Annotated in this window: 15 protein-coding genes and 1 tRNA gene; 13 read left to right on the top strand and 3 right to left on the bottom strand. The window is 60.2% G+C overall.

The window, feature by feature from the left end; all coding sequences use genetic code 11:
- Positions 1-97 precede the first annotated feature (97 nt).
- Positions 98-2,005, bottom strand: coding sequence for a beta-L-arabinofuranosidase domain-containing protein (locus BW14_RS06695; RefSeq protein WP_181162321.1), 1,908 nt, complete (start codon positions 2,003-2,005; stop codon positions 98-100).
- A 277-nt stretch (positions 2,006-2,282) separates the two neighbouring features.
- On the opposite strand from BW14_RS06695, the gene BW14_RS06690 reads away from it, so the two are divergent.
- From BW14_RS06690 to BW14_RS06655, 8 genes are all read left to right on the top strand, one after another.
- Positions 2,283-3,452, top strand: a complete 1,170-nt coding sequence (locus BW14_RS06690; RefSeq protein ID WP_044089281.1) for a helix-turn-helix domain-containing protein — start codon at positions 2,283-2,285, stop codon at positions 3,450-3,452.
- 119 nt (positions 3,453-3,571) lie between these two features.
- Positions 3,572-5,989: a serine/threonine-protein kinase gene (locus BW14_RS06685; protein WP_044089279.1), complete on the top strand. Its 2,418-nt coding sequence runs from the start codon at positions 3,572-3,574 to the stop codon at positions 5,987-5,989.
- Positions 5,990-6,194: 205 nt separating this feature from the next.
- Entirely contained in the window at positions 6,195-7,136 is a 942-nt protein-coding gene (locus BW14_RS06680; protein WP_044089278.1) for a thioredoxin domain-containing protein, read from the top strand.
- A gap of 131 nt (positions 7,137-7,267) precedes the next feature.
- Positions 7,268-7,341 (top strand) — tRNA-Thr (locus BW14_RS06675).
- A 371-nt stretch (positions 7,342-7,712) separates the two neighbouring features.
- Positions 7,713-9,221, top strand: coding sequence for a G5 domain-containing protein (locus BW14_RS06670; protein ID WP_044089277.1), 1,509 nt, complete (start codon positions 7,713-7,715; stop codon positions 9,219-9,221).
- A 21-nt stretch (positions 9,222-9,242) separates the two neighbouring features.
- On the top strand, positions 9,243-10,244 hold the full coding sequence (gene rsmA, locus BW14_RS06665) for a 16S rRNA (adenine(1518)-N(6)/adenine(1519)-N(6))-dimethyltransferase RsmA (protein ID WP_044089276.1): 1,002 nt from the start codon (positions 9,243-9,245) through the stop codon (positions 10,242-10,244).
- Between the two features lie 118 nt (positions 10,245-10,362).
- The gene (locus BW14_RS06660; protein WP_044089305.1) at positions 10,363-11,271 is read left to right on the top strand and encodes a 4-(cytidine 5'-diphospho)-2-C-methyl-D-erythritol kinase; all 909 of its coding nucleotides are present in this window, start codon (positions 10,363-10,365) and stop codon (positions 11,269-11,271) included.
- A gap of 45 nt (positions 11,272-11,316) precedes the next feature.
- The gene (locus BW14_RS06655) at positions 11,317-11,946 is read left to right on the top strand and encodes a LytR C-terminal domain-containing protein (protein ID WP_044089275.1); all 630 of its coding nucleotides are present in this window, start codon (positions 11,317-11,319) and stop codon (positions 11,944-11,946) included.
- A gap of 78 nt (positions 11,947-12,024) precedes the next feature.
- Here the strand turns inward: BW14_RS06655 and BW14_RS06650 are convergent, their stop codons facing one another.
- Positions 12,025-13,443, bottom strand: coding sequence for a CCA tRNA nucleotidyltransferase (locus BW14_RS06650; protein WP_140489704.1), 1,419 nt, complete (start codon positions 13,441-13,443; stop codon positions 12,025-12,027).
- 539 nt (positions 13,444-13,982) lie between these two features.
- Here BW14_RS06650 and BW14_RS12415 point away from each other — a divergent pair.
- From BW14_RS12415 to BW14_RS06620, 5 genes are all read left to right on the top strand, one after another.
- Positions 13,983-14,918 (top strand): NUDIX hydrolase, encoded by a 936-nt coding sequence (locus tag BW14_RS12415; protein WP_181162322.1) that lies wholly within the window; start codon positions 13,983-13,985, stop codon positions 14,916-14,918.
- An 80-nt stretch (positions 14,919-14,998) separates the two neighbouring features.
- A complete protein-coding gene (locus tag BW14_RS06640) occupies positions 14,999-17,281 on the top strand; it encodes a DUF6049 family protein (RefSeq protein WP_140489702.1) in 2,283 nt (760 codons plus the stop codon).
- A complete protein-coding gene (locus BW14_RS12265) occupies positions 17,278-21,390 on the top strand; it encodes a murein biosynthesis integral membrane protein MurJ (protein WP_258186068.1) in 4,113 nt (1,370 codons plus the stop codon). Before BW14_RS06640 ends, BW14_RS12265 begins: the two co-directional genes overlap by 4 nt.
- Positions 21,391-21,676: 286 nt before the next feature.
- Entirely contained in the window at positions 21,677-22,033 is a 357-nt protein-coding gene (locus BW14_RS06625) for an endonuclease domain-containing protein (protein WP_044089268.1), read from the top strand.
- 309 nt (positions 22,034-22,342) lie between these two features.
- A complete protein-coding gene (locus BW14_RS06620; RefSeq protein WP_140463802.1) occupies positions 22,343-23,368 on the top strand; it encodes an NAD(P)/FAD-dependent oxidoreductase in 1,026 nt (341 codons plus the stop codon).
- Positions 23,369-23,504: 136 nt separating this feature from the next.
- Here BW14_RS06620 and BW14_RS06615 read toward each other — a convergent pair whose 3' ends face one another.
- Positions 23,505-24,737 (bottom strand): ATP-binding protein, encoded by a 1,233-nt coding sequence (locus BW14_RS06615; protein WP_140463800.1) that lies wholly within the window; start codon positions 24,735-24,737, stop codon positions 23,505-23,507.
- Positions 24,738-25,168: the final 431 nt, after the last annotated feature.

Raw genomic sequence — 25,168 nt, 5'->3', positions numbered from 1 at the left:
AAGGATCGGGAAAGGTGCGATGCGCGCAGCGGCAATTTCCTGTGAAGTGCATCGCACGCGATAGGCAGGCAACGCGAATCCGACGTGTACGTGGCCGTCAGCTGGGGTCGTTGGCACCTTCAGCTACGGGAACGAAGTGGCACGGAGCGACGGGATGCGCAGCATCGGTGTTGAGATAGACCGAGTAGTCCTCGCCGCCGGGCACGTCATAAAGCGGCAGTAGGTCGAGCGGGGCCTCGGCGTCCGACATCGTGAGACGCAGGTGCAGACCGGCGTCGGCATCGGTACCATCTCCAGCATTTGCCGGCGTCACGCGGCCAGCCAATGATTCTGCCGGTATCGTGCCGATGTTAGCGCGATTGCCTTCAGCAGCGAGCAGCACATCACCGTACAGCAGCGCCACACGTTTGGGGGCGCCGGCCAGCGGTTCCGCGTGTAGGTCGGCGCGCAACACGATGCGGATAATGTCGCCATCATTGAACGCGCGCTCCACGGTTACAAAGCCTTCATTGTTCACATTCACGTCGGCTGGCACCGGAGCGCCGTCTGTATCTTCGACCGTCACTGATGCCACCAGCGTCGCACGCAGGCTAAGGCGGAAACGTACCGACGCCGCAGCCGCCGTGCGTACGGTGATGCCGACGTTGAGATCCGCCGGATATGCGGAGGCAAGATCGAGCGTCACGCCTAGTGCCGTCCAATACAAGCGGGATGCAATGAATGCGGACAGCACCACCGCGGGCACGTCATCCACCGGATTAGCCAAGCCGGTCACGTCCGCAGTATCGGCCGAAGGCACCGACTGGAACCAGATGTCCTTCTGCAGATCTGATCCGCCTTCGACGCCGGTACCGGTGCAGCACCAGAAGGACTGGTCGGCTGTGCTGAAGACCTTGCGCACACCCACCCCCATCGGCTGATGGTATTGCGACAGTCCAGTACGCGGGCTGAAGCAGTTGAGGATGGCATTGAACTTGAGGCGCGCCACGTGGGCCAGCACATCAGCACTGCCATTCCACGAGAACAGTTCAGAAGCGATCAACTCGGTGTTGTGGCCGTTGCATGATTCGCTTTCGCCACAGGTGAGCGCATCATGCAGGTCGCCGGCCGCTCCCCAATGCTCGGCCTTGTCGGACACGCCATAGACCGTGGTGTAATGGGTGGCTTTGGAGCTGTTGGAACCATTGGCGAACGTGCGGGTATGCAGGAAACGGTAGAAGTTCTCAGCAGCGGTCTTGTACCGCTCGTCGCCGGTAGCATCATAACGGCGCATGGCGGCCAACGCCACGGGCAGATGTGTATTGGCATGCAGGTCTTCGAGCATGTCAATGCCATTGATAAGACGGCCGGTGAAGTAGTCGCGATCGAAGATCTTCGCGGTTTCGAGGATTGTCTCGTCCCCGGTCAGACCATAGAGCGTGTACATCACTTCGCCTATGCCGCCATATTCGTTCAACGGATTGAGGCGTGTGGGGTGCAGGATATTCTCAATCTTCCAGTATCCGAGCTTAGCGAATCGTCCGGCGATATAGTGAGCCAGGTTCACTGCGAGGGTCAGAGCATCCTTGTTCCCTGTATACCGGTAAGCGTCCACCAGCCCCTGCATGATCTTATGCAACGTGTAGTAGGGTGCCCAGATTGTACGGAATTCTTTCTGCTCGAGCCGGTCGATCTCCGATTCGGGGAAGGCGCTGACATATCCGTTCGGCAGCGCGCATTGCTTCATCACCGCGACGATGGTATCGACTTCGGCTTTGAGCCGCTCACGCTCATCTTCGGTATTGTTGGCGTCCACGAAGAATTTCGACGCAGCGGAGAGGAAATGGCCGACGAAGTGTCCGCGCAGGCCACAGTCCGGCGCCTCCCAGCCACCGAGAGGCTCGGCTAGGCTCGGCAATCCGGCGTTCGCACGGAACGTGTGCAGCAGTCGGTCCAGATCAAAGTCCAGCACATACCGCTTCACCAACTGCTGTCGACGTAGGAATTCACCATCGTTTAATGACACTTGTTGTATTGGAAACGCTTCATATCGCTTCATCGACGACCCCCCTTCGGGTATGCTTGCGCAAGGCCGAGCAGAGCCACGGCACACGCATGATTGTTGTATTTGCAATGGTTCGAGGCAAATACAACGCTGTTCATCGCCACTCACCATCGTTTGCTGACATCACTTACGATAGCCCGGCCAGCATGTGCTACATTATGAGCAAAAGTATCAGTTTCCGACTTCCGTAGCAGACTGATCCACCGAAACCAATACAGCCCATAGAGAAAGCTCTGCGATGACCACCTATGAAATCGCCATCGACAAGCCCGTGTATTACTACATCGCCGGCGAGTTCACCAGTGAACCAGGCTGGACGCACGCTCGCTACGAGCACGAGGACGATTTCGAGCTCATCATTGGACTTTCCGGGCATTTCGACCTAGCAGTGCGCCATCTTTCCGGCAATCACGGAGAGCAACGTCTCCGAGTAAGCCCCTCAACGTGCCTGCTCCTGCCGCCGCGAATCGTGGTACAAGGCGCCGAACGCACAGGCGAAAGCGTCGATTTCATCTGGATCCATTTTCTTGCCGACTGGCATACCAGTGAACGATTTCAGAACAATAGTGTCCATTCCCGACCTTCCGCGATAGCCAATCGCCCAGCCGATCCGAAAACCCGCCAACACGGCAACGGACAGACAGATGATGCCGCCAACATCATCCACACCGCAACCCATCCAGACGCCGCCCGCACATTCCAATGCATCCGACAGCGCGAATACTGCCCGGACGTCAACAACACAGTGGTTCTACCGAGCCGCTTCATCGTGCAGAACATGAACCGCATCCTGCTCGCCGCCAGAAACCTGCTGTCTGTGACAAACTCCTACCGGTATTCGCAACGGGAAAACGATTTTCTGACCTCCTGTCTACTCATCGAACTCAGTGACGACTATCTAAGCACCTTGGCCAACGCCACGACCAGCGAACGACGAACAGCACCAATCACCGCTTGGATTCACACCAATATGTCATCCTCCCTGAGCGTCATCGACGTGGCAAGTCATTTCATGCTGAATCCCGACTATCTCACACGCCTGTTCAAGCGGGAGAATGGCGTCACCCTGCGCGACTACATAGTCTCGCTGCGCATCGAGACCGCGAAAGCACTGCTGGTGCGCACCGACCTTCCGATACCGATGGTCGCCCGGTACGCCTATTTCAACGACGCCCGCAATTTCATGAAGCAGTTCAAAAAGCACACGTCGTTGACCCCCACGAACTATCGCAAGACCTTCGCGCAGCCCCATATCAATACCCCATTCATTGACGTCGAACTACCGGTCCCACACGAGATATCGGTCATGCTCCGCGAAGGACGCAAAGACCGAACGTCGCAGGCCAACACAGATGCAACGGCGCGGCACCACCGCACTCCACCGTGTAGGGAAGTGCCCACCGTGTAGGGAGTAAAAATTTACCTTCCGCGGAATAAAGCCATTTTGCATCCCTACACCGTGGGCTTTTCCCTACACCGTGCGGATATCCCTACATCATGGGCCATTCCGCCGCCCACCCAACTAGGATGGGTGGTATGAGCGATCTGACGGCGTTGAATCTCGAATCGGGCGAAGTGGTGGGCGGCTACACCTTGGTCTCCCGGCTTGGCTCAGGTGCGATGGGCTCGGTCTGGCGCGTGCGCGACGACGGCGGCACGAATTACGCCATGAAGATCCTGCGCGATTCGCTGGTGGATGATTCCGCGACGCCAGCGGCATCCGAAGCCGCAGGCAGCGGCGCACAATTCGCGCAACCCGCACGACCTGCACAACCCGCACACGACCCGAATCTCAAAGCCGATGTGACTCCGCGAGAACGTCTCCGCCGCGAGGCCATGGCACTGAAGAAAGTCAATCACCCCGGCGTCTGCGGCATCGTGGACATGGAGCTCGACGATTCGCTGGCGTTCATCGTGACCGAACTCATCGAAGGCAAGAACCTCAGGGACGACGTGGCCGCCAACGGCCGCTACATCGGTGATGATCTGGAACGTCTGGCCCGCAAGCTCATCGACGCCACCAAGGCCGTGCATGCGGCAGGCATCATCCACCGTGACATCAAACCCACCAACGTGATGGTGTCGGCCACTGGCCCGGTGCTGGTGGATTTCGGCATCGCGATGGGCGAGGGCGAAAGCCATGTGACGCGCACCGGTCTGGTCATGGGCACGCCGGGATTCATCGCGCCGGAAATCATCGATGGCGCTGAGGCCGACGAGATGACCGACTGGTGGTCGGTGGCGTCCGTGCTCGCTTTCGCCGCCACCGGTACGCCGGTGTTCGGTACCAAGCCGATGATGGCGGTACTGGAGCGCGCGGCCTCGGGCAACGCCAATCTGACCGGTCTGCCGGCCGGCACATTGGCGGCATTCCGCTCCGCGCTCGACCCCGACCGCTCCAAGCGCTGCACACCGGACCAGCTGTTGCACGCCATCGCCTTGGATACGATGAATCCTTATGCCTGGCAAGACGCCCAAGCCAGCCCCTTCGGCTCCAGCGCATTCGGTACCGGCACAACCGGCTCGGCTGGCGCCGGCGCAGGGGCACCAAAAGAAGCAACCGAGGTGATGCCCCCTTTTGGAGCTGAACCGGACGAGGACAATCCGCGCACCTTGTGGCGCGTATCCGACACGCTGCCGACCTCGTCACTGCCGACGTCCCTGCTGCCAGCCGAGGACGCCCCGACCATCGCCTCGGCAATACCGCTGATTCCCGATAATGCGGCCGGGACAGTCGCCACCGCGATACTCCCCGAAATCAGCGCTGATCCGGTCGAAGCCACCAAGGCGCTGCCGGGTGAATCCAATGAAGCTGACGAAGCGACAATAGCCACCACGCGAACGCGCCTGTTGCCCAGTGCCGCGTCCACTGAGGTATTGCCGCCGTCGCTACCGCCCACTGCAGCGCTGCCGCCCACTGCGGCATTGCCTCCCGTGATGCCCCCTACAGTGCCGCCGTCGCTGCCGCCTACCTCTACGTCCACACCGCCCGCGGCAGTCCCCCCTGCATTCGACCCTGCGGTTCGCCCAGCCATGCAGCGCGTAATCGACCAGACCGCCCAGGCTGTACCCACGGAAGCGCTCATGCAGCGCACGCCCGCGCCCAATCCCGCCGACATACGCCGTGGTGCGTACCTGCAACGCGGCACGCTGCCGTTGTTCCTGCTTGCGATCCCTTTGTCGGCCCTATCGGCGAGCTTCCCGATTATCGGTGCCGCGGCGGCGGTAGTCATGCTGTGGTTGCTGCTGGTGCTGGCTTATAACGAGGAGGCGCAGCTGGAGCGCGAGGGCCGGCGGGGCGGCGAGCGCAAAGGCTCGGATGCGCTGATCCGTACGGCTACGCTGCCTTGGCATCTGGTCAAGGGACTGTTGTTCACGATACCGCGCGCGATATTGCTGCTGATCATCGACATCGTCGGTGTCGCCGTGGCCAGCGTGGCATTGGCGCTGCCGGTGAACACCATTCCCTGGTATGTCACGGCGGGTTGGGGCTTCGGTTTGCCGTTGCTGAGCGATGTGCCGTTCTCCCCGTCCGGTATGGCATTGGCGGGATTCATGGCGGTGGGCTGGCTGGTCACCGTGTTCGGGCCGCAGGCGATGATGATGCGACTGGGTGCCGGGGTGCTGCGCGGTTTGAAACCGCAGCAGATCGACGCCATCAATGCGGCCATCGCCGATGCCTCCGGTACTAGGCCAGCGACGGCCGCTGGTGCCCCCAGCCCGACGGCACCAGCTCCAACGGCACCAGCCCCGACCACCCCAGGCCCGAGCAGGCTGAATGGCTTCAATCCGCTCAATGGCGCGGCATCGCCGATGCAACCGGTGTCGCCGCCCGCGCGAGGGCATCGCGGCACTGTGATGTTCACCATATGGCTGATACTGTCGCTGGCCTGTGCCGGCATACCGCTGATCGGCATACCAATCAGCTGGTTTCCGTTGATCTGATTGGCTTCCTCGGCCCTAGGCAGCCGCAGCATCACGGCATCATTCACTGCAGCATGTCCGGCCAGCGGCTCCCCGAGCCCGGGTTTTCACATGGAATTCATCTCAGATCAGCTCTCAGCACAGTCGTACTCAGCGCCCATCATTATGATGGAGCCCAGCTATCTAGCGAATCTCACAGTATGTGAACGAATGCGAAGGGGTTTTCATGGCTGATTCCAAGCGTCAGGTCAAGCGCGTCACCCGTGCGGAGCGTCGCGCCGCCGAAGAGGCAGCGCAGAAGGCGCGCGCCGAGCAGGCCGCCAAGGAGCGCAAGCAGCAGACCATCATCGTCGTGGCGATTGTCGTGGCGCTAGTGGCCGTGATCGGCGTGGTCATCTACCGCAATGTCACCAAGACCTCGGCCAGCGCGGAAGAGGCCTACAGCAAGATGCAGTCCGCGGCCACCAAACCCGCCAAGGCGGACGACAAGGGCGGCTTCCTGATGTCCAAGGACGGCTACGGCAAGAAGGTGGACAAGGCGCCGACCGTGGCCATCTACATGGAACCGCTATGCCCGGGCTGCGCTTCGGTGAACCGCAACCTCGACCCCACACTGGTGAAGATGATGAACGCCGGCCAGCTCAACCTCGAGCTGCACTTCCTGAACTTCCAGGACAACAAGAGCTCGGACAACTATTCGAACCGCGCCTTCAACGGTGCCATCTACATCGCCGAGCATGACGACGATCCGAACCATCTGGTCGATTACCTCGCCAACATCTACGCCGACGGATTCCAGCCCGGCGAGCTGACCGAGTACGTCTCGGTCAAGGATTCCCAGCTTCAGGAGCAGGCCATCAAGGCCGGGGTGAGCGAGGACGTGGCCAAGGCAGCATTCAGCGGCAAGAACGAGTACTGGGATTGGTTGAACGCCTCCAACGACTACACCGTCTCCCGCCCGGAGCTGTTCAACTCCTCCGGCTCCTTCTCCTCCCCCACGCTGACCATCAACAACAACTACTGGAGCTTGAACAACATCACGCTGGCGAACACCACGATGGTGGACGGCTTCCTGAAGGCCATCGGTCTGACGTCCGATCAGGTGGGCGTGGAGGGTGACATGCCATCCATCGGCGCCGATGGTAAGCCCATCGATATCACCGCCTGATATTTTGCCCGCGTTCCGTCTGCGCACTGCCCGTGTCCTGTCCCGACACGGGCAGTGCGCATTCCCGGAGTGCTGGTATGCTAGTCACTTGTTCAAAACGTTGCATCCGCGATGTTGCGTTTTCGGGACACGCCTCTTTAGCTCAGATGGCCAGAGCGGCCGCCTTGTAAGCGGCAGGTCGTCGGTTCGATCCCGACAAGAGGCTCGTTGCGCGAGAAAAAAGCGTATCATAGTAACAGGGATGCGCGGTTGCTCCCGCGTATAAGAGATCTTGCTTGTGTAAGTTCTCCAGGAGCCTTCCCCCAACTTATGGCTTCCTGGACTAGGGGCGGAGCGTCCCCCAACCTGCTCCGTGCCCTCATAGGGGGCGGGAAATCCCCTTCTCTCCCGCCCCCTTTTTCTTTACTTCATAACCCAACCCTCGCCACTCCTGACCACTCCGCCCCGCTCTCCGGCCGCGTCAGAGCCGCATATCCGGGCAGGAATGGTAACGGTGGCCGGGGAACGCACTAGCCGTACCAGACCAGCCGTTACGATGGTGGGCGTATGTATCCGGCGATCAGGAAGAGATAAGACATGGCTCGGCGTTGGACCCCGCAGCGGTTTGTTACACTGCGTCGCATCCGCGTAATGGCTTGTGTAGTGACACTTACAGCGGCGATGATGGGCACTTTCGCCTTCACCGCGCGCAAATCGGTGGCCTTGAACGTGAACGGCACCACCACGCAAGTCACTACCTACGCCATGACCACCGCCCGCCTGCTCGAGGAACAGGGCATCGACGTCAAATCCCATGACATCGTCGAAACATCTTCAGGCGACCATCTCGCCGACCACGCCGTGGTCACCGTGCGCTCCGCCTATCAGACCACCATCAGCATCGACGGCACATCGGTGCCGTTCTGGACCGTGGCCACCAGCGCCGACCAGCTGCTGGGCTTCTTCCAGGAGAACAACGCACAAGCTGCCAAGATCACCGTCGACATCAATAACATCTACAACCAGCTCACCGGTGGCATGGTCATCAATCAGGAAGGCCCGGTCACCGTCATCGCGGACGGCAAGAGTTCGGTGGCACCGAATGGCAAGCTGCCCGCAGCCTCCATCCTCGATTCCAAAGGCATCGTGCTGGGCAAGGAAGACCGGGTCAGTGTGGAGAAGGACGGCGATCAGACGATATTGCGCGTCCGCCGCGTGACCCACGGCGAGGAGACGCGCACCGCTTCGATCCCGTTCGACACGCGGACCATCATCGACCCCAATCTCGAGGAGGGCAAGACCGAGGTCCGTCAACAAGGGCAGAACGGCGAGAAAACACAGGTGTACAGCGTCACCTATGTGGACGGCGTGGCCGAATCCGAAACGTTGAAGTCCGAAACCGTGACCAAGATGGCAGTCGATCAGATCATCGCCGTGGGCCAAGCGAAGCCGAAAACCGACGGCGATGGGTCAGGTTCCGATGATTCCAAGGACTCCGATTCCGCCGATTCGGATACCAAGGCCGATTCCGGTTCCAATGATTCCGGTTCCAATGATTCCGGCAAGAACGATTCCTCCGGCAACGACTCGAGTAACAATTCCGGTAACTCAAGCGGTAACTCAGGATCGAATAATTCGGGTAACTCGGGCAGCTCCGGGAACGATTCCTCGAACAACGGCAGCAACTCAGGCAATAACTCCGGTAACTCGGGAAATTCCGGTAACTCGGGCAATTCGGGCGGCAACAGCGGCACTACCACCCCTACCGACCCGGCGCCTTCCGGTCGCCTCTGGCATCCAACGGTGGCTCAGGCGCAAGCCTATGCCGCCGGTGCCGCGGCACAGCGCGGCTGGACAGGCACCGACTGGGATGCGTTGGTGAAGCTGTGGAACCGTGAGTCAGGATGGTCCTGGTCCGCAGAGAACAAACGGTCCGGCGCATACGGCATCCCACAGTCGCTGCCCGCCGACAAAATGGCCATGTTCGGCGCGAATTACCGTGACGATGGCGCCGTACAGATCGATTGGGGACTGTTCTATATCGCGCAAAGCTATGGCAGTCCATCCAAGGCATGGCAGCATTCGGAAGAAGTCGGCTGGTACTAAGGACCGCAAGGAAAACACGTTATGACTGACAACACCATCACTACCGGCACGCAATCCGGTCAAACGACCGGCCATCTGCTGGGCGCGGCCGACATCCGTCGCATCGCTGACGAGGCCGGCGTGAGCCCCACCAAGAAATTCGGTCAGAATTTCGTCATCGACCCAGGTACGGTACGCCGTATCGTCCGGGAGGCCGGCGTGACCGCCTCCGATCATGTGATGGAGGTCGGCCCGGGTCTGGGTTCGCTCACACTGGCGATTCTGGAGACCGGCGCTTCGATGACCGCCGTGGAGATCGACCCGCCGTTGGCTGAACGTCTGCCCGAAACGGTCGCCGAATTCATGCCTGAGGCGTCCGACCGGTTGCGCGTGGTCAATCGCGACGCACTGACCGTGACCCCCGAGAATGTGCCGGATTTCAACGGAGACACGGGTTTCACCCTGGTGGCCAACCTGCCGTATAACGTAGCCACGCCGATTCTGCTGACGCTGCTGGAGCGATTCGACAACCTCACCTCGTTCCTGGTCATGGTGCAAAAAGAGGTGGCCGACCGGCTCGCCGCCAAACCCGGTTCCAAGATCTATGGCACCCCCAGCGTGAAGCTCGCATGGTATGGTACGGCCGAGCGTGTGGGCACCATCGGCCGCAATGTGTTCTGGCCAGCACCGAACGTGGATTCCGCTTTGGTGAAATTCACCCGGTTCGCCGCCGACGACCCGGTCAATCCCGCCACCGGCGAGCATGCCGCGAACCGCGAGACCGTGTTCCAGCTGATTGACGCAGCATTCGGACAACGGCGCAAAACCCTGCATGCGGCCCTGAAACATCTGGTGCCCGCCGAAGCGTTTGCGCAGGCCGGCATCGACCCGACCCGTCGCGGTGAAACACTGACCATCTCCGAATTCTCCGCGCTGGCGTCCGCGTTGACGGCGACCTCAGCCACGGCGACCTCACCAACCACAGCAGCCTCCACGGAGGGCGATACCGGCGCCGACGACCCGACCGAAAGCAAGGTGGCATGATATGAGCACCGCCACTCTCGAACGTATCCACTCGGCGCATGACGAGCACCCTGAACACCTAGAGCACCTCACCGAACACTCCGGACAGCCCACGCAGGGCGATCACCGCGAAATCCCGATGCGCAGCGGCACGCCGCTGCCGTTCACGATCCGCGTGGATTGCCCGGCCAAAACCAACCTCACCCTTGCCGTCGGTGAGCCGCATGCGGAATGGGGCGGACGGCATGCCCTAGATACCATCTACTGTGCTGTAGGCGTGTATGACACGGTCACCGCGACAGCCAAAGCTCCCGGCAGCGGATTCTCCCTTGATCTGGAAGGAGCGCATCTGGGCGACCTGGCGTCGTCGACCAGCGACATGCGCCGCAATCATGCGGTATTGGCCCTGTTCGCCATGGCCGAGGCCGCAGGCCGCGATCCGGATGTGGCGTTGACCATCACCAAGCGCATTCCTGTCGGTGCCGGCCTGGGCGGTGGGTCAGCGGATGCCGCAGCCACCATCCTGGCCATCAATCGCCTCTGGAACCTCGACTGGCCTATCGATCGCTTGCGCGCCATCGCCGCCACACTGGGCGCGGACATGCCGTTCTGCCTGACCGGCGGTCTGGCGCACGGCACAGGCTTCGGCGAGCAGATCGAAGACATCACGGCCGAAAGCGCCGCAGCCCGCGAACTCGAATCGCAGGGATTCTGCGGCGACGTACTGGTCGGGGCGTACCAATCGCAGCTCAGCACGCCCGAGGTCTATCACGCGTTCGACATCATGGGAGCCGCAGACGGCGACCGCAACCATCTCCAGGCCGCGGCCATCAGCCTGCATCCTCGCAGCGGGCGCGCCATCAGCGCGGCTCTGGCAGCCGGAGCGCGTCATGCGTTCATTTCCGGCTCCGGCCCGTCGGTGGTGGCGTTCGTGCCGGACGACGCCTCTGCGCAACGAGTCATCGACGCATGGGTGCGTGAGGATGCGGCCGATCGAATCATCCGGGCCAAAGCCCCTGTGATGCCGATAATCGGCGTCACCCAGTGACGCTAAGGTAGCAACAAGCCATTCGTAAGTGAAGGAAGTCCCACGATGCCGCAACAGATTGACGAACGTCAGGCCCGCAAGCGCTATGTGCGCCACCGTCAAACCGTCGTATTCTCCATCACCGGCGTGATTGTGGCGGCCACCTTGGTGGTTGCGCTGCTGTTCAATTTCCACGTGGGCGGACTGGGACTGGTAGCCACGCCGCTCGCCGAACCGAACTTTGGCAATCCGGCCCCCTGTGCAGTGAAGAATGACAGCGGCAAGGCCACGTATGTGCCCAACGGTTCCGTCAATGTGCGCGTGCTCAACGGCACATCCCATGTGCAGTTCGCCTCGGCGGTGAGCAAGGCGTTGGCCAAGCGCGGATTCGCCATGCAGGAGGCAGGCAACTTCTCCTCCACCAGCGTGGAACGCACTACGGTGTACTTCGGCAAGAACGCCATCAATCAGGCGTATACGGTGGCCGGCAACTTCACTGACGCCACGATGGTGATGATCCAGCGCGACGATCAGCTCGTCGATGTGGTGCTCGGCGCCACGTTCAGCGATTTGAACGACGAGAAACAATCCCCGCAGCAAGGCAAGGAAATCACCGACATCCAAGGCTGCCAGGCCGCCGATAAGATGACCGACCTCCCCGCCGACGTCAAGCCCGCCAACACGGATCAGCAGTAGCAGCTATGCCTTGGCTCTCTCTGACGAGGGAGCTCCCGGCGACAGCCGGGTGAGGGAGAGAAGCACAACAGCGGACGCTTATTGCTGCAGTTCGGCGTACCAGCGCTTGAGCTCGGCCACGGCCACGTCATGCTCGACCGGACCGTTGTCAAGGCGGTATTCGAGCATGTGCTTGTAGGCGCGGCCGATCATCGGTCCGGGCTCGAGGCCTAGCAGGGCCATGATTTCGTTGCCGTCCACATCGGGACGGATCGCGTCGAAATCTTCCTTCTTCTTGAGCTCGCGCACACGCTCTTCCATCTCATCCATCGCATGCGCGAAAATCTGCGCCTTGCGCTTGTTCTGCGTCGTGGCATCCGCGCGCGTCAAACGGTTGAGCCTCTCGTACAGGTGTCCGGCGTCCTTGACATAGCGCCGCACCGCGGAATCGGTCCACGGCTCATCCACATACCCATGGAAGCGCAGATGCAGGTTCACCAGTTCGGAGACGTCCTCCACCAGATGATGGTCGAAGCGCAACGCCTTGAGGCGCTTGCGGGTCATCTTGGCCCCCACCGCGTCATGGTGGTGGAAGCTCACTTTGCCGCCGGGCTCGAACTTGCGGGTCTTCGGCTTGCCGATGTCATGCATGACGGCGGCAAGACGCAGCGTCAGGTCGGGAGCAGGCACCGGGCCGTCCGGGCCGGTCTCCAACGCAATCGCGCGCTCCAGAACCATCATCGTGTGTTCGAACACATCCTTATGACGATGATGTTCGTCGATCTGCAGCTGCAACGCCGGAATCTCCGGGAATACGATGTCCGCCAGCCCGGAATCCACCAGCGCCTCAAGACCCGCGCGCGGACGATCGGAGAGCAGCAGCTTGGTCAGCTCGTCGCGCACGCGCTCGGCCGAGACGATGCCGATGCGGTCGCGCATCGAGGTGATCGCCTCGGCCGCGTCCGGAGCGATGGAGAAGCCCAGCTGGGCCACGAACCGCACGGCGCGCATCATGCGCAGCGGATCGTCGTCGAATGACTGCCGGGGATCGACCGGCGTGCGCAATACCCCTTTGGCCAGATCGTTGGCACCGCCGAACGGGTCGACGAATTCCAGATCGGGCACGCGCAGCGCCATCGCGTTGACGGTGAAGTCACGACGGGACAGATCACCCTCAAGGGTGTCGCCATAGTTGACTTCCGGCTTGCGCGAATCCGGGTCGTAGGTGTCCGAACGGTAGGTGGTCACCTCGACTTTGACTTCGGTGCCATCGGCTCGTCTGCGCATGGCGCCCAGCGTGCCGAATTTGCGGCCCATATCCCAGAAGCCGTCATGTCCCCACCGGCGCAGAATCGGCTCGAACTGCTCGGGCCGCGCCGAAGAGCAGAAGTCGAGGTCGTGGCTGCGCCGGTGCAGCAGCAGGTCCCTGACTGGACCGCCGACCAGTGCCAGCTCATAGCCCTGCTCCTTGAACATTCGGCCAAGTTCGATCGCCTCGGGCCACACTTCAAAATCCAATGGGCACCTTCCCCTATGTGACATTTTTCTGCCCTCCCAGCATACCGTTACCCCACCTGCACACGGGATTGAGTATGGTGGAAAGCATGATTACGCCCGCCGACCTTGCCCACATGCTTGGGCAAACACCCAGTGATGCGGGCAACCATACCCAAGACCAACTGCTGTATTCCTCGCAGACTCCGCGGAATTCCGCCGATTTGGACGGTATTGAGGCAGACTGGCACAGTGCTGACGGAGCCGCTGTGGATGCCGATGCATCCGATGATGACGCCCGCGCTCCGATCAGTCCGGCAATGATCGCCGCGATTATCCACCGGGCTGCGACCGCGAATGCCGATCAGTCGCACACCGGTGATGGTCAGGATGATCAGACTGTGGACTCCAGTGGTTCACATGCCGCACATGAATCGCATATGGCGACGGCTGTCAGCCAGCCTCAGTCCGCTGCGGCCGCACCGCGCCCGGTTCCGCCGCCGAAGCCGCAGCCGAAACCACATCCGCTGCCGGTGGATCGCAAACCGGAATCAAAGCCCGCAATGCCTACTCCCGCCATGGTGTTCGGCATGCGCGCCACGGTGACCATCGCCACGGCGAATGGGACGATAATCGGTCAAACCGAGGGCATCGCCGCCGAAGCCGAGACTGTCGCCGCCAATGCCGCAGCCGTCTCGGCAGCAGTCGTGGACACCACCGTAGCCGGGGACACGGTTGAGGCTGCGGCAAAGCCTACTGCCGCATCAGATGCGTCAGCTACAACAGCATCAGGGCCCAAGACGCCGGCGTCCGCCCCGCTTTCGGCGGCGGCCGCCATGCGTGCCATCGCAGCAGCGACTTTGGGCAAAGTCGGATCGAATCGCACGAACCATACCGCGACCGTCGCACCTGCCGCACCGGCACCGGCTGCAGCGCCTGCAACTGAACTGGCGGCATCAACCGTCGCCGTTGCCAGTTCAGGCCCGACGCCGGCCATCATGCCGCAACGCCGTACATCGGAAGGCCCCACCACATTCGCGTCCTTGGATGCGCAGGAGCTGCCGGTGGTGCGTGAATATTCGGCAGGCGGACTGATTTTCGACGACCAGAATCGCGTGGCGATCATCGCCCGCCATTCGCGTTCCGGACATCTGGAATGGTGTCTGCCCAAGGGGCATATCGAAAAAGGCGAGACTCCGCAGCAGACCGCCGTACGCGAAGTGCATGAGGAGACCGGCATTCTGGGCGAGGTCATCGATTCGATAGCCACCATCGATTACTGGTTCACCGGCACCACCCAGCGCGTGCACAAGCTGGTGCACCATTTCGCGTTGCGTCAGACCGGCGGCGAACTGACGGTGGAAGGCGATCCGGACCACGAGGCGGAGGACGCCATCTGGGTGCGCTTCGATGATCTGGATGATGTATTGAGCTACCCGAACGAGCGGAAAATCGCGTGGCTGTATGCCAAGAAGAAGAACAGGCAGGCAAACGAGTGAACCTACCCGCAATGCAACGCCGTACGCATCACGGCGGACGATGTGCACGTGCCCTCGCTGCTCTCATTGCAGTCGGAGCGATGCTGTTTACGCCGGTCGCATGGGCCGATGACGCCACAGGTGACGCTTCGGCGTCGCAATCGGACCAATCCTCGGCCCGGCAGCAGGCCAACACACTGACCATCGCGCAAAGCACACCGGTGGTCAGCGCATCCTCCGGATTCCACATGCAAGTGGTGGTCGCGAATCATAGCGACAGCGACGTTCCCGCCGGCAGCCTGACCGCGACCATCAATGCCCTGTTCACGTTCGCTTCACGGTCGGATATGCAGTCGTGGGCGGAAAACGGCACCCATATTCCCACGCCCAACCTGCTCGATTCAGTCGATGTCCCATCCATCAAGGCTGGCGGCAGCAGCACCGTGTCGTTCAATGTTCCAGCGGACAACCAGACACTGTCCTTGCTGCGCAGCTGGGGACCGAAACCGCTGCAGCTCGTCTATGTCGCCGGCGACGCCCAGGCCGAGCTCCACAGTTTCCTGACCCGCTCCACGGACGGCTTGAGCACCGCACAGACCCCGGCGATGAACCTCACCGTGGCGATGCCGCTGACCTCGGGCGATTGGCAGACCAACGATCAGGCCATCACCAATATCATCGAAGAAACCGACGCTCCTGCGTCCGCGAACGGCAGCGAAAAAGATACCGACGACGACGCGAACAATACCGGCACCGGCAGCAGCGACACGGATGCGGGCTCATCATCCGGTAACAGCAACGGTTCCTCGAGCGGTTCCTCCACAAGCGGTTCCGCGGAAGATTCAGGTTCCTCTGACAGTTTCAATGGCGGCACCGGCACGGCGGCAACCTCAGGCGGCACGCCATTGGCGATCAATGCGCAGAGCCTTGCGGCGACTCGCACGCTTGAGCAGACGGCCGCCAAGCATCCCGCGCTGCAGCTCGTAGCCGACCCGGTATACGTGCAACAGTCCGGCGGCACCGGCACCGTGGCGGGCGTCATGCAGCCCGCCGACTTCGATATCACGTCCTATGCCGCGATCAACGATCCCGCCTCATACGGCAACGCCGGCATAGCGGATAATCAGTGGTCGGCGAAAACCGCGCAGACGCAGTATGCAGTGGCCGCCAAAACCGCAGCCGCGCCCACTGCATATGCCTGGCAGGGCGCTGCGGATTGGAGCATGGACGCGCTGACCAAGGCGCGTGCGCAGGGCTATACCACAGTCATAGCCAACGCTTCGTTCGACAACGAACAGACCGATACCGTGCACACCGGCACGTATGTGGTGAACACGTCAGCCGGGGATGTGACCGTGCTCAAAGCCCAATCCGAACTGAGCACGCTGGCCCAGGGCCGTGCCACCAGCGAGGCGGCTGCTGCAGAAACCAGCGACGCCGGCCGCCTCGCCCGTCTGATGGCGCAGAGCGCGTTCTATCAGATGGAACAGCCGTACACCTCGCGCCACCTGCTCATGACCTTCAACAGGGACAGCACGTCGGGCTGGGTGAATCAGGTGATGAGCGCGCTCGAAGGCGCATCCTGGCTCAATCTCACCGGCCTTGACGCCATGGCCGCAGCGGACCCGTATGACGTGAGCGATTCGGTGAACCAGGGCGATGGCACACCGGACATGTCCGCCACGCGCACGATACTCGACCAGCTGATCACCAGCCGGCAGCACATACTGCGACTGGGCGACTCCATCCTGGAAGACAGCGTGAACGCCACAGACCTCTCGTCGTTGGATCCGCAGGCGCTTGCCCGACGTGACGCCAACAGCACGGCGAATCACGACAACGACCCGACGCAATGGATGGCCGACCTGCTTGCGGTCCACGACGATATGGCCCTACGCGCGCTCACCGGAGCGGAACCTTCGGACGCCCACCAGCGCATGGCCGACGCCGCGATGAACATGGCCAGCACCCTGCTCAACAGCGTGAGCATCACGCCGTCCGAATCGGTATCGGTGTTCAGCGAATCCGCGAAGATGCCAATCACCGTCAGCAACGCGCTGCCATACGCGGTCAGCATCAACGTCAATTCCATCACCGATTCCATGCAGATCGTCACCTCGCGCACGACTAGCCTGGTGATTCCCGCACACAGCGAAGCACAGGTGGCGTTCACGATCCGCGTCTCCACGTCAGGTTCCACCACCGCACATGTCTCGCTGACGGACCGCAGCGGCACTGCGTTCGGCAATGTACAGAACACGCCGATCACCAGCGTGCTACGCATCAGCGATGCGAGCGGCTTCATCATCATCGGCTTCGCGGTGCTGCTCGGCGTCGTGGGTTTGTGGCGCCAGTTCAACCGTAAGAAGGATCCCGACGAATGAGTTCTACCGTAGGCCGTAATTCCCTGATCATGGCATCCGGTACCGCGGCCTCCCGTGTGACCGGTCAGATTCGTACAATCCTGCTGGCCGCGGCAATGGGCACCACCGGTCTGGCCGCGAACGCATATCAGGCCGGTTCGATGATTCCGCAGGCTATTTTCACGCTGGTAACCGGCGGCATCTTCAATGCGGTGCTAGTTCCGCAGATCGTGCGCACGCTCAAGGAGAAGGACGCCGAGGCCCGCCTGAATCGTCTGATCACGCTGGCCATCGTAATCCTGCTGTCGGTCACGGTGCTTATGGGCGCCGCATCGCCGCTGCTGACCCGACTGTATGTGGGCGGCGACAATGATCAGATGATCGCGCTGACCACCGCCTTCACGCTCTGGTGCATGCCGCAGATCTTCTTCTACGGCCTCTATACCGTGCTGGGGCAGATTCTCGCCGCCAAGGACCATTTCACCGCCTATGCGTGGAGTTCCACCGGAGCGAACATCATCAGCTGCGCCGGTTTCACCGCGTTCATCCTGCTGTTCGGCAAGGCCAACGAGCAGCCGCTGGACTTCTGGGACCCGGGCAAGATAGCGCTGACGGCCGGCACCTGGACGCTGGGCGTGGCCTTCCAGGCGTTGGTCCTGTTTCTACCGTTAGTGAAACTGGGGTTCAGATACCGACCTCAGTTCGGACTGTCCGGATTCGGTCTGAAGGCTATGGGACCGGTGGCCTTGGGCTCGCTGGGCGTGGTGGTCATCACCGAAATCGCCACGATCATCCAGACACGTATCGCCACGCTGGCGCCATTGCGGGCGCAGGAGCTCACCGGTGCCAGTCTGTTCGACATCGCGGGCAACGCCACCTATCAGAACGCGTACACGCTGTTCATTCTGCCGTACTCGCTCATCGCCGTGTCCGTTTCCACAGCGATGTTCCCGAAAATCTCCCGATCCATCGCCGACCATGATCTGAGTGAAGCCCGCAATGATCTGAGCAGCGCGCTGAACAATGTGGGGCTGGTGATCATGTTCTTCGCCGCGGCGATGATCGTGTTTCCCGAGCCGATCATCCGCGCGCTGCTGCCGTCCGTGTCGATGAATGAGACGATGCTGATTTCCTATGCGCTGATTCCGCTGAGCTTCGGCATCCCGCTGGTCTCCGGCTTCCTGCTCATTCAACGCACGTTCTATGCGTTCGAGGACGGTCTGCACCCCTTCCTGTGCAATCTCATCGACTACGCATTCGTCATCGCGCTGATGGTGGGCGGCATGATGGTGCTGCCGCCGCAGTGGTGGGTCGTAGGCATCGCCTGCGCCGCCCCGATCGGTTCTATTGTGGCGTTGCCGCCAACGCTGATGATGCTGAGGCGCAAGTTCGACGGCCATCTTGGATTGAAGACGGTGGCCGTAGCCTATGGCAAGGCGATTGCGGCAGCTGTAGTGGCCGGCGTGGTGGTGTGGCTGCTCAAGTCACCGGTGGTGGCGTTGTTCAGGGCCGACATCCAGCCGGCGAAGCATATGGATGGCGGATTCGGCAGACGTGACGCTGCAGTGGCCGCCACTGATGCAGCCGGGGCACAATCTGCAGGGCACATCGCCGGGCAATCCGGCGGCGGCCATATAAGCTGGCTTTCCGCACTGGGCATCTGCATAGTGCTCACCATCGTGTTAGCGGTCGTATATGTGACGGTTCTGTGGCTGTTGCGCACAGCTGAGCTAAGGGCGATCGCCGGACCGGTGCTCGCCAAAGTCGCCCGCGTAGTCCCCTTCATTCCTTCCCCTGCGACTGCGGCAGGCGATACCGCCGTGAAAGGCGCAGCCGCGGAAGATGCCACCGCAGCAACCGGCGGTTCCGGCACCGACCCTGATACCGGTCCGGACGAGGGGCCAGACAGCGGTTCCGACGGCACCCCGAGCGGGAATCCGGACGGTCCCGCAGAGCCTGTTTCACCCAGCGAACCATCCCCTGAAATCACCCCTGAGGAGGACGCCGCCAAGGCCATCCCCACGGATAGAATGTCAAAGACAATTCCAAGCCACAATCGTATGGAGTCGGACAAGCATATGAAACCGCAACTGGGCGATACCATTCTCAATCGATATACATTGGTGTCATTGTTGCGCGAAGCACCGGGCATTGAAGCATGGAAGGCCAACGACCGTATTCTGGCCAAGGACTGCCAGCTATATCTGGTCTCCAATCGTGACCATCTCACGATGATCAACGAGATTGCAGGCACCATCACCGCCACGCACCCCAAGAATTTCGTATCTGTGCTCAAATACCGCCGTCAGGGGGATGTGCTGCTGGTCATCACGCCGGTAGACGACGGCCGGTCACTGAGCGATTATCTGGCCACCAAGGCGTCTTCTCCACTGAGCTATCAGGCGATGCGCTCCATCATCGGCGAGCTGTCCGAAGTGCTTCGCCCGATGCTCTTCGGCGTGACCAGCAATATCGTGGTCAACACCGACACCGTCCGCATCACCGGCAATGGCGTGGAGATCACCGACGCTCCGTTCGCTCCGCTGCTGGCCGACACATCGGGCAACACGCTTGAGCATGACGGCTCCGAGCGTCATGCCGTTCGTCAGCTGGCGGCATTGCTGTATTCGATGCTGACCGGTCAGCGCAGCCGCAAGCAGCCTGAATTCCATCTTTCCGCGTTGCCTGCGGATACTCCGGGCGAATTCCAGGTGATCTGCAAGCGCGGGCTGGAATTGTTCGACGAGGATGCCTTGGCGTTGCCGATGGCTTCACTGGCCGAACTCGATGCGTTGCTGGGCGAATGGAAGCCGGTGAAGGACCTCGCCGAATCGGATATCGATCTGCCGATCACTGCCGGCGAATGCTCCATTGTGCGTACCCAGTTCCGCGATCTCGAAGGCAAACCGAACCTTGCCGAGATTCCCGATTCGCTGATTACCAGCAAGCAGCTGCCCGAGATGGCCATCTCGCAGGCAGGACCGATGATTTCCGCCGCGGGCACCGATGGCATGGATGCCCAAGGACGTCGTCTCTTCGACTTCAAGTTCTCCGATGCATGGAACGCGGAAAACTTTTCCGGCGATGACACAGCCGACTGGTTCAACGATTTCAATACGCCGGCCAACGGCACGTTTGCCGGTAATTCGCATCCGACCGTGCCAATCGATGCCACCGGGGAGACTACCAGCCGTATCCCGATCTACGATGGCGGCGGACGTGAGATCCAGCCCGGCGAGGAATCGCTGCGCGCGCTGGAAGAGGAGCAGGCCCGTATCGCCGAGGTGGCTGCCATTCCGCCGAGTTATGACCCCAAGAACCCGCCTGTCAAGTCCAGCGCGGAGGATGACAAGCTGCCGGACGAGAACCTGTTCGGCAGCCTCACGACGAAGGTTGTGGCGCTGGTCGTGGCGCTGGTCGTGGTGGTCGCAGCCGGCTTCTGGGCATGGAGCGCTTTCCAGGCCAGTGGCAACGATCCCGCCGATGCCACTGATACGAAATCGTCTTCCAAGGACGCTTGGCCGGATGTGAACATGAACGAAGTGCCGTTCGGCAATTCCACCCCGGGATCGTCGTCGGACTCCTCATCGGCTGGTTCCTCCGATTCGGCCAGCAACGGCAATTCCGACTCCGCCACCGGCTCTTCATCGTCGGATTCCTCATCGAATTCGTCCGATTCATCGTCCGCGTCCTCCGGGAACCAGTCTTCTGAGCAGAAGTCCACGGAGAAGAAGTCCACTGTGAAGAAGGTCGTGGAGGATCGCTCGGTCAGCTCCGTGCCAAAGCCGCACGTGAACAACACCACCGCGTACGCCATCGCCAACGCGAACTTCGTATCCAACCCCGGCGGCCAGTCCGGTTACGGCTACACGTTGCACCTCGACCAGCCGCACGATGTGTCCCGTATGATCATCACGATCCGCAGTTCGGGTGGCAAGGGCTACATCCGCGCCAACACCACCGGCAACCCGGCGGACGGCACCGAGATGGCCTCGTTCACGTTCGCCGAGGGTGGCACCACCGAAGTGAAGTTCACCAAGTCCATCACCACACAGGATCTGATGCTGTGGGTCCCGATGGACAGCCTCCCCCAGAACCAGCTCTATATCGTCAAGATCGAAGTCTTCTAACCCAAAGTAAAAGCCCGCAGCCCCTCTGACGAGAAGGTGTGTATATGTTCGCGCCTCCCTCTGAAGGGACGTACAGGCTCTCTGAGTGGAAGAGTTTGCGGCTCCCTCTGCTGGGACGTATAGGTTCTCCGGGTGGAGGAGTTTTGGGCTCCCTCTGATGAGGGAGCTCCCGGCGTAGCCGGGTGAGGGAGAGAAGCCCGCAGGCACGAGCCTGCGGCATACAACACAGCATCGGCCGAAGGCCGATTCCATTCCCATTCCCACAAATCCAGCGTATCCTCGATACATGAAGGATTATGATCGGGCCAATACCGCAAGGGCGCGGATGCTCAGACGCAACATGACTCCATGGGAGCGCAAACTCTGGCACGAATATCTGAAAACGTATCCAATACGTTGGCAAAGACAGAAACCTATTGGACGGTTCATCGTCGACTTCTACTGCGCCAAAGCACGGCTTGTGGTCGAACTTGACGGCGGTGGCCATTACGAACAGCAGCAACAGATCGAGGATCTGCAACGTACACAGGAACTGGAACATGAAGGCCTGATGGTCATCAGATTCTCGAACCTTGAAGTGGATCGCTTGTTCCTTGAAGTATGCACACGGATAGATCAGGTGGTACGCCAACGAATTGCATAAGAGCGGTCTTGCAATGCTTGGTTGGGCGGTGGCATCGGCCTTCGGCCGATACTGTGCTTATGTCGCAGGCTTGCGCCTGCGGGCTTCTCTCCCTCACCCGGCTGCCGCCGGGAGCTCCCTCATCAGAGGGAGCCATAAACTCTTACGCTCAGAGAGGATGTGCGTCCCATCAGAGGGAGGCATGGGCTCCCTCCATGTTCTGCTACAGCTTGCAGCTGAATGGCGCAAATGGGCGCTAGCCACCCCTATGATGGAGATTCTGGAGTAACGAATACGAATCGAGCATTCATACGGAACAAGGGGTGGCACATGCAGCACAAGGTCGTTATCGTCGGATCGGGTCCGGCCGGATATACCGCGGCCATCTATCTGGGACGCGCCGGTCTGGATCCGGTGATGGTCACCGGCGCGCTGACTCCCGGCGGACAGTTGGTGAACACCACGGAAGTCGAGAATTTCCCCGGCTTCCCGAAAGGCATCATGGGGCCCGAGCTGATGGACAACATGCGTGCTCAGGCCAAGCGCTTCGGCACCGAGTTCATCGCCGACGATGTCCTGGCCATCGAAGCCGTCGAGCCAGCCACCGATGGCCAGGACTCTGCACGCCCCAGCTATCGCCTCAACCTGTCCGACGGCGATGTACTGCAGACCGAAGCCGTGATCATCGCCACCGGATCCAATTTCCGTAAGCTCGGCGTTCCGGGCGAGCAGGAGCTGAGCGGTCACGGCGTATCCTATTGCGCCACCTGCGATGGTTTCTTCTTCCGTGACAAGCCTATTGTCGTGGTCGGCGGCGGTGACTCCGCATTCGAAGAGGCGCTGTTCCTGACGCGCTTCGGCTCATCAGTCACCCTGATTCACCGTCGCGACGAGTTCCGCGCCTCGCAAATCATGGTCGACCGCGCCAAGGAGAACCCGAAGCTGCGTCTGCTGACCAATACCGTAGTGACTGAAGTTCATGGTACCGAGACTGCGCCGGCTGCGGCTCCTGCAGCACCGGCGCTGAACCTCGGCGGTTTGGCGCTTACGCCCAAGCCGCAGGTCAATGTCAGTAGCGTATCGCTGAAGAACACCGTCACTGGTGAGGAAAGCGAACTGGAGACCGCCGCAGTGTTCGTCGCTATCGGACATACGCCGGCCACCGATTTCGCCGCAGATGTGGTGACTCGTGACACCGATGGATACATTACGGTCGATGGTGCCAGCACCCGCACCAGCGCCGTGGGAATCTTCGCCGCCGGTGACTGCGTGGATCGCGTCTATCGCCAGGCCATCAGCGCCGCCGGCATGGGATGCCGCGCCGCGCTTGATGCGCAGGCCTACCTGAACGATTAGCGACTAGCAGATGCGCAGAGCTCCCGGACGTACAGCCGTCCGGGAGCTGAAGTTCCGAATGTCTCTTGTCCACTATGTTTGAAAGGCCGCAACCACTGACCTAGTATTCGAACGTCGGCGTATCAGATCAGTGGAATCATTCAAATTCGATATCCCCATCATTGGCCAAGAAATCCATGAGGTTGTGATGGCGTACACCATCACGTTGCAAGGGAAGCTGGTCAAGAGTGAACAAATACTGCGGGAAACCATCACGTATGAACGTAAACGGTCGATACTCACGCTCTTCGACCGATGGGTCAAGAACACTCATTGAAACTTGAATATATGCATATCGTCCACGTTTGCGAACGATGAAATCACACTCCAGCTTACCGATGCGCCCAACGCTAACCTCATACCCCTTAGCACGCAGATGCAAATACAATGCATTCTCCAAAGCCGGCCCATAGCTCAGTCTTACATCGATGTTGCGCGCAAAATATACGCCTGGATCAGCAATATAGTACTTCTCACCACCGCGTAATGATCTGCGTGATTTCAGATCAAAGCGAGGACATTTGTATATGACCTTTGCGTTTTCGAGCATACGCACATACTTGGCAAGAGTTTCTCGTTTTATAATCACGTGCTCGCTGTGCTGCAGATACTGAGCAATGCGGGTCAGATTTGTGGGAGACGCATAGTTGTTGATTAGATACGTTTGCACACGGTTGAATGAATCCCGATTCGAGATGCGGCTACGGGCAGTGATGTCTTTGTCAAAAATCTGCTGAATCACATCCTGAACATACATGGCCTTTGCATCAGGATCGCTGTATTCCAGCGCCTTTGGAAACCCGCCATAGGTGAGGTAATCGTTAAATGACAGCATGTCAGCATTACTTGAAATCCCAATGAAGCTTTTCATACCAAGATATTCGCCATACGAGAGGGTATACATCTCCAGCTCTACGTATCGCCCGGTAAGTTTGGTTGCCAATTCGCCAGACAACAGATAAGAATTCGACCCGGTTATAAAGATAGAAAACCGACCGTCCTCACGATAAGCGTTGACTACGTTCTCGAAACCACTGACGTTCTGTACTTCGTCAATGAAAAGGTAGACGAATCCTTCATCAGGAATCCGCGATTCGATGGCCGCATCAAGCTGATCCGCGGTGGTTACTTTGCGGAGTTCCCTACTATCCAGATTCAGCATAATGATATTCCGCCCGTCAACACCGCGATTCCTAAGCTCATCTGCGACGCATGCCATCAACGATGATTTGCCGCATCTGCGAATGCCTGTGATCACCTTTATTAACCCAGCATCATCATAGAAAGGACGGAGTCGCTCCAAGTATCGTTCGCGCGGGTATAACGCCATGGCATATTCCTCTTCTGCATGTACAGTCTTGGTTAAACGTGTTTTCCGGGGGTATAAATCGCATTTTTTTCAATAATACCCCCCGGAAACACCCCAGGAAAGCACAATAACGACTTCTACGATGAGTTTCAGCCGCAATACGCTGATAGATGCTACGCCGTAATTATGCCATCAGCATTCTTACGCAAAACATCGAACCGTATTAGGGGTTGCGAAAGGTCGATATACGTCCGAACAAGCGAAATCGGCACAATGATTACAGGGCTACTATGGAAGTATGAAAATCATACTGAGGGTGATAGTCAGTCTTGTCCTGCTTATTGGTGCGGTATATGGGTTCTTTGTCCATTCGTTTTGGATAATGCTGATGTTCAGCCTCGCCGCGGTGTTTAATCTGCTGATTCCGGCTTTAATGAGCAAGCAGTATAAAG

Source organism: Bifidobacterium sp. UTBIF-68 (assembly GCF_006408855.1).
In the GTDB taxonomy this organism is placed as follows: domain Bacteria; phylum Actinomycetota; class Actinomycetes; order Actinomycetales; family Bifidobacteriaceae; genus Bifidobacterium; species Bifidobacterium reuteri.
Note: the sequence above shows the minus strand (reverse complement) of the source record. Positions and strands in the feature narration are given on the sequence as shown.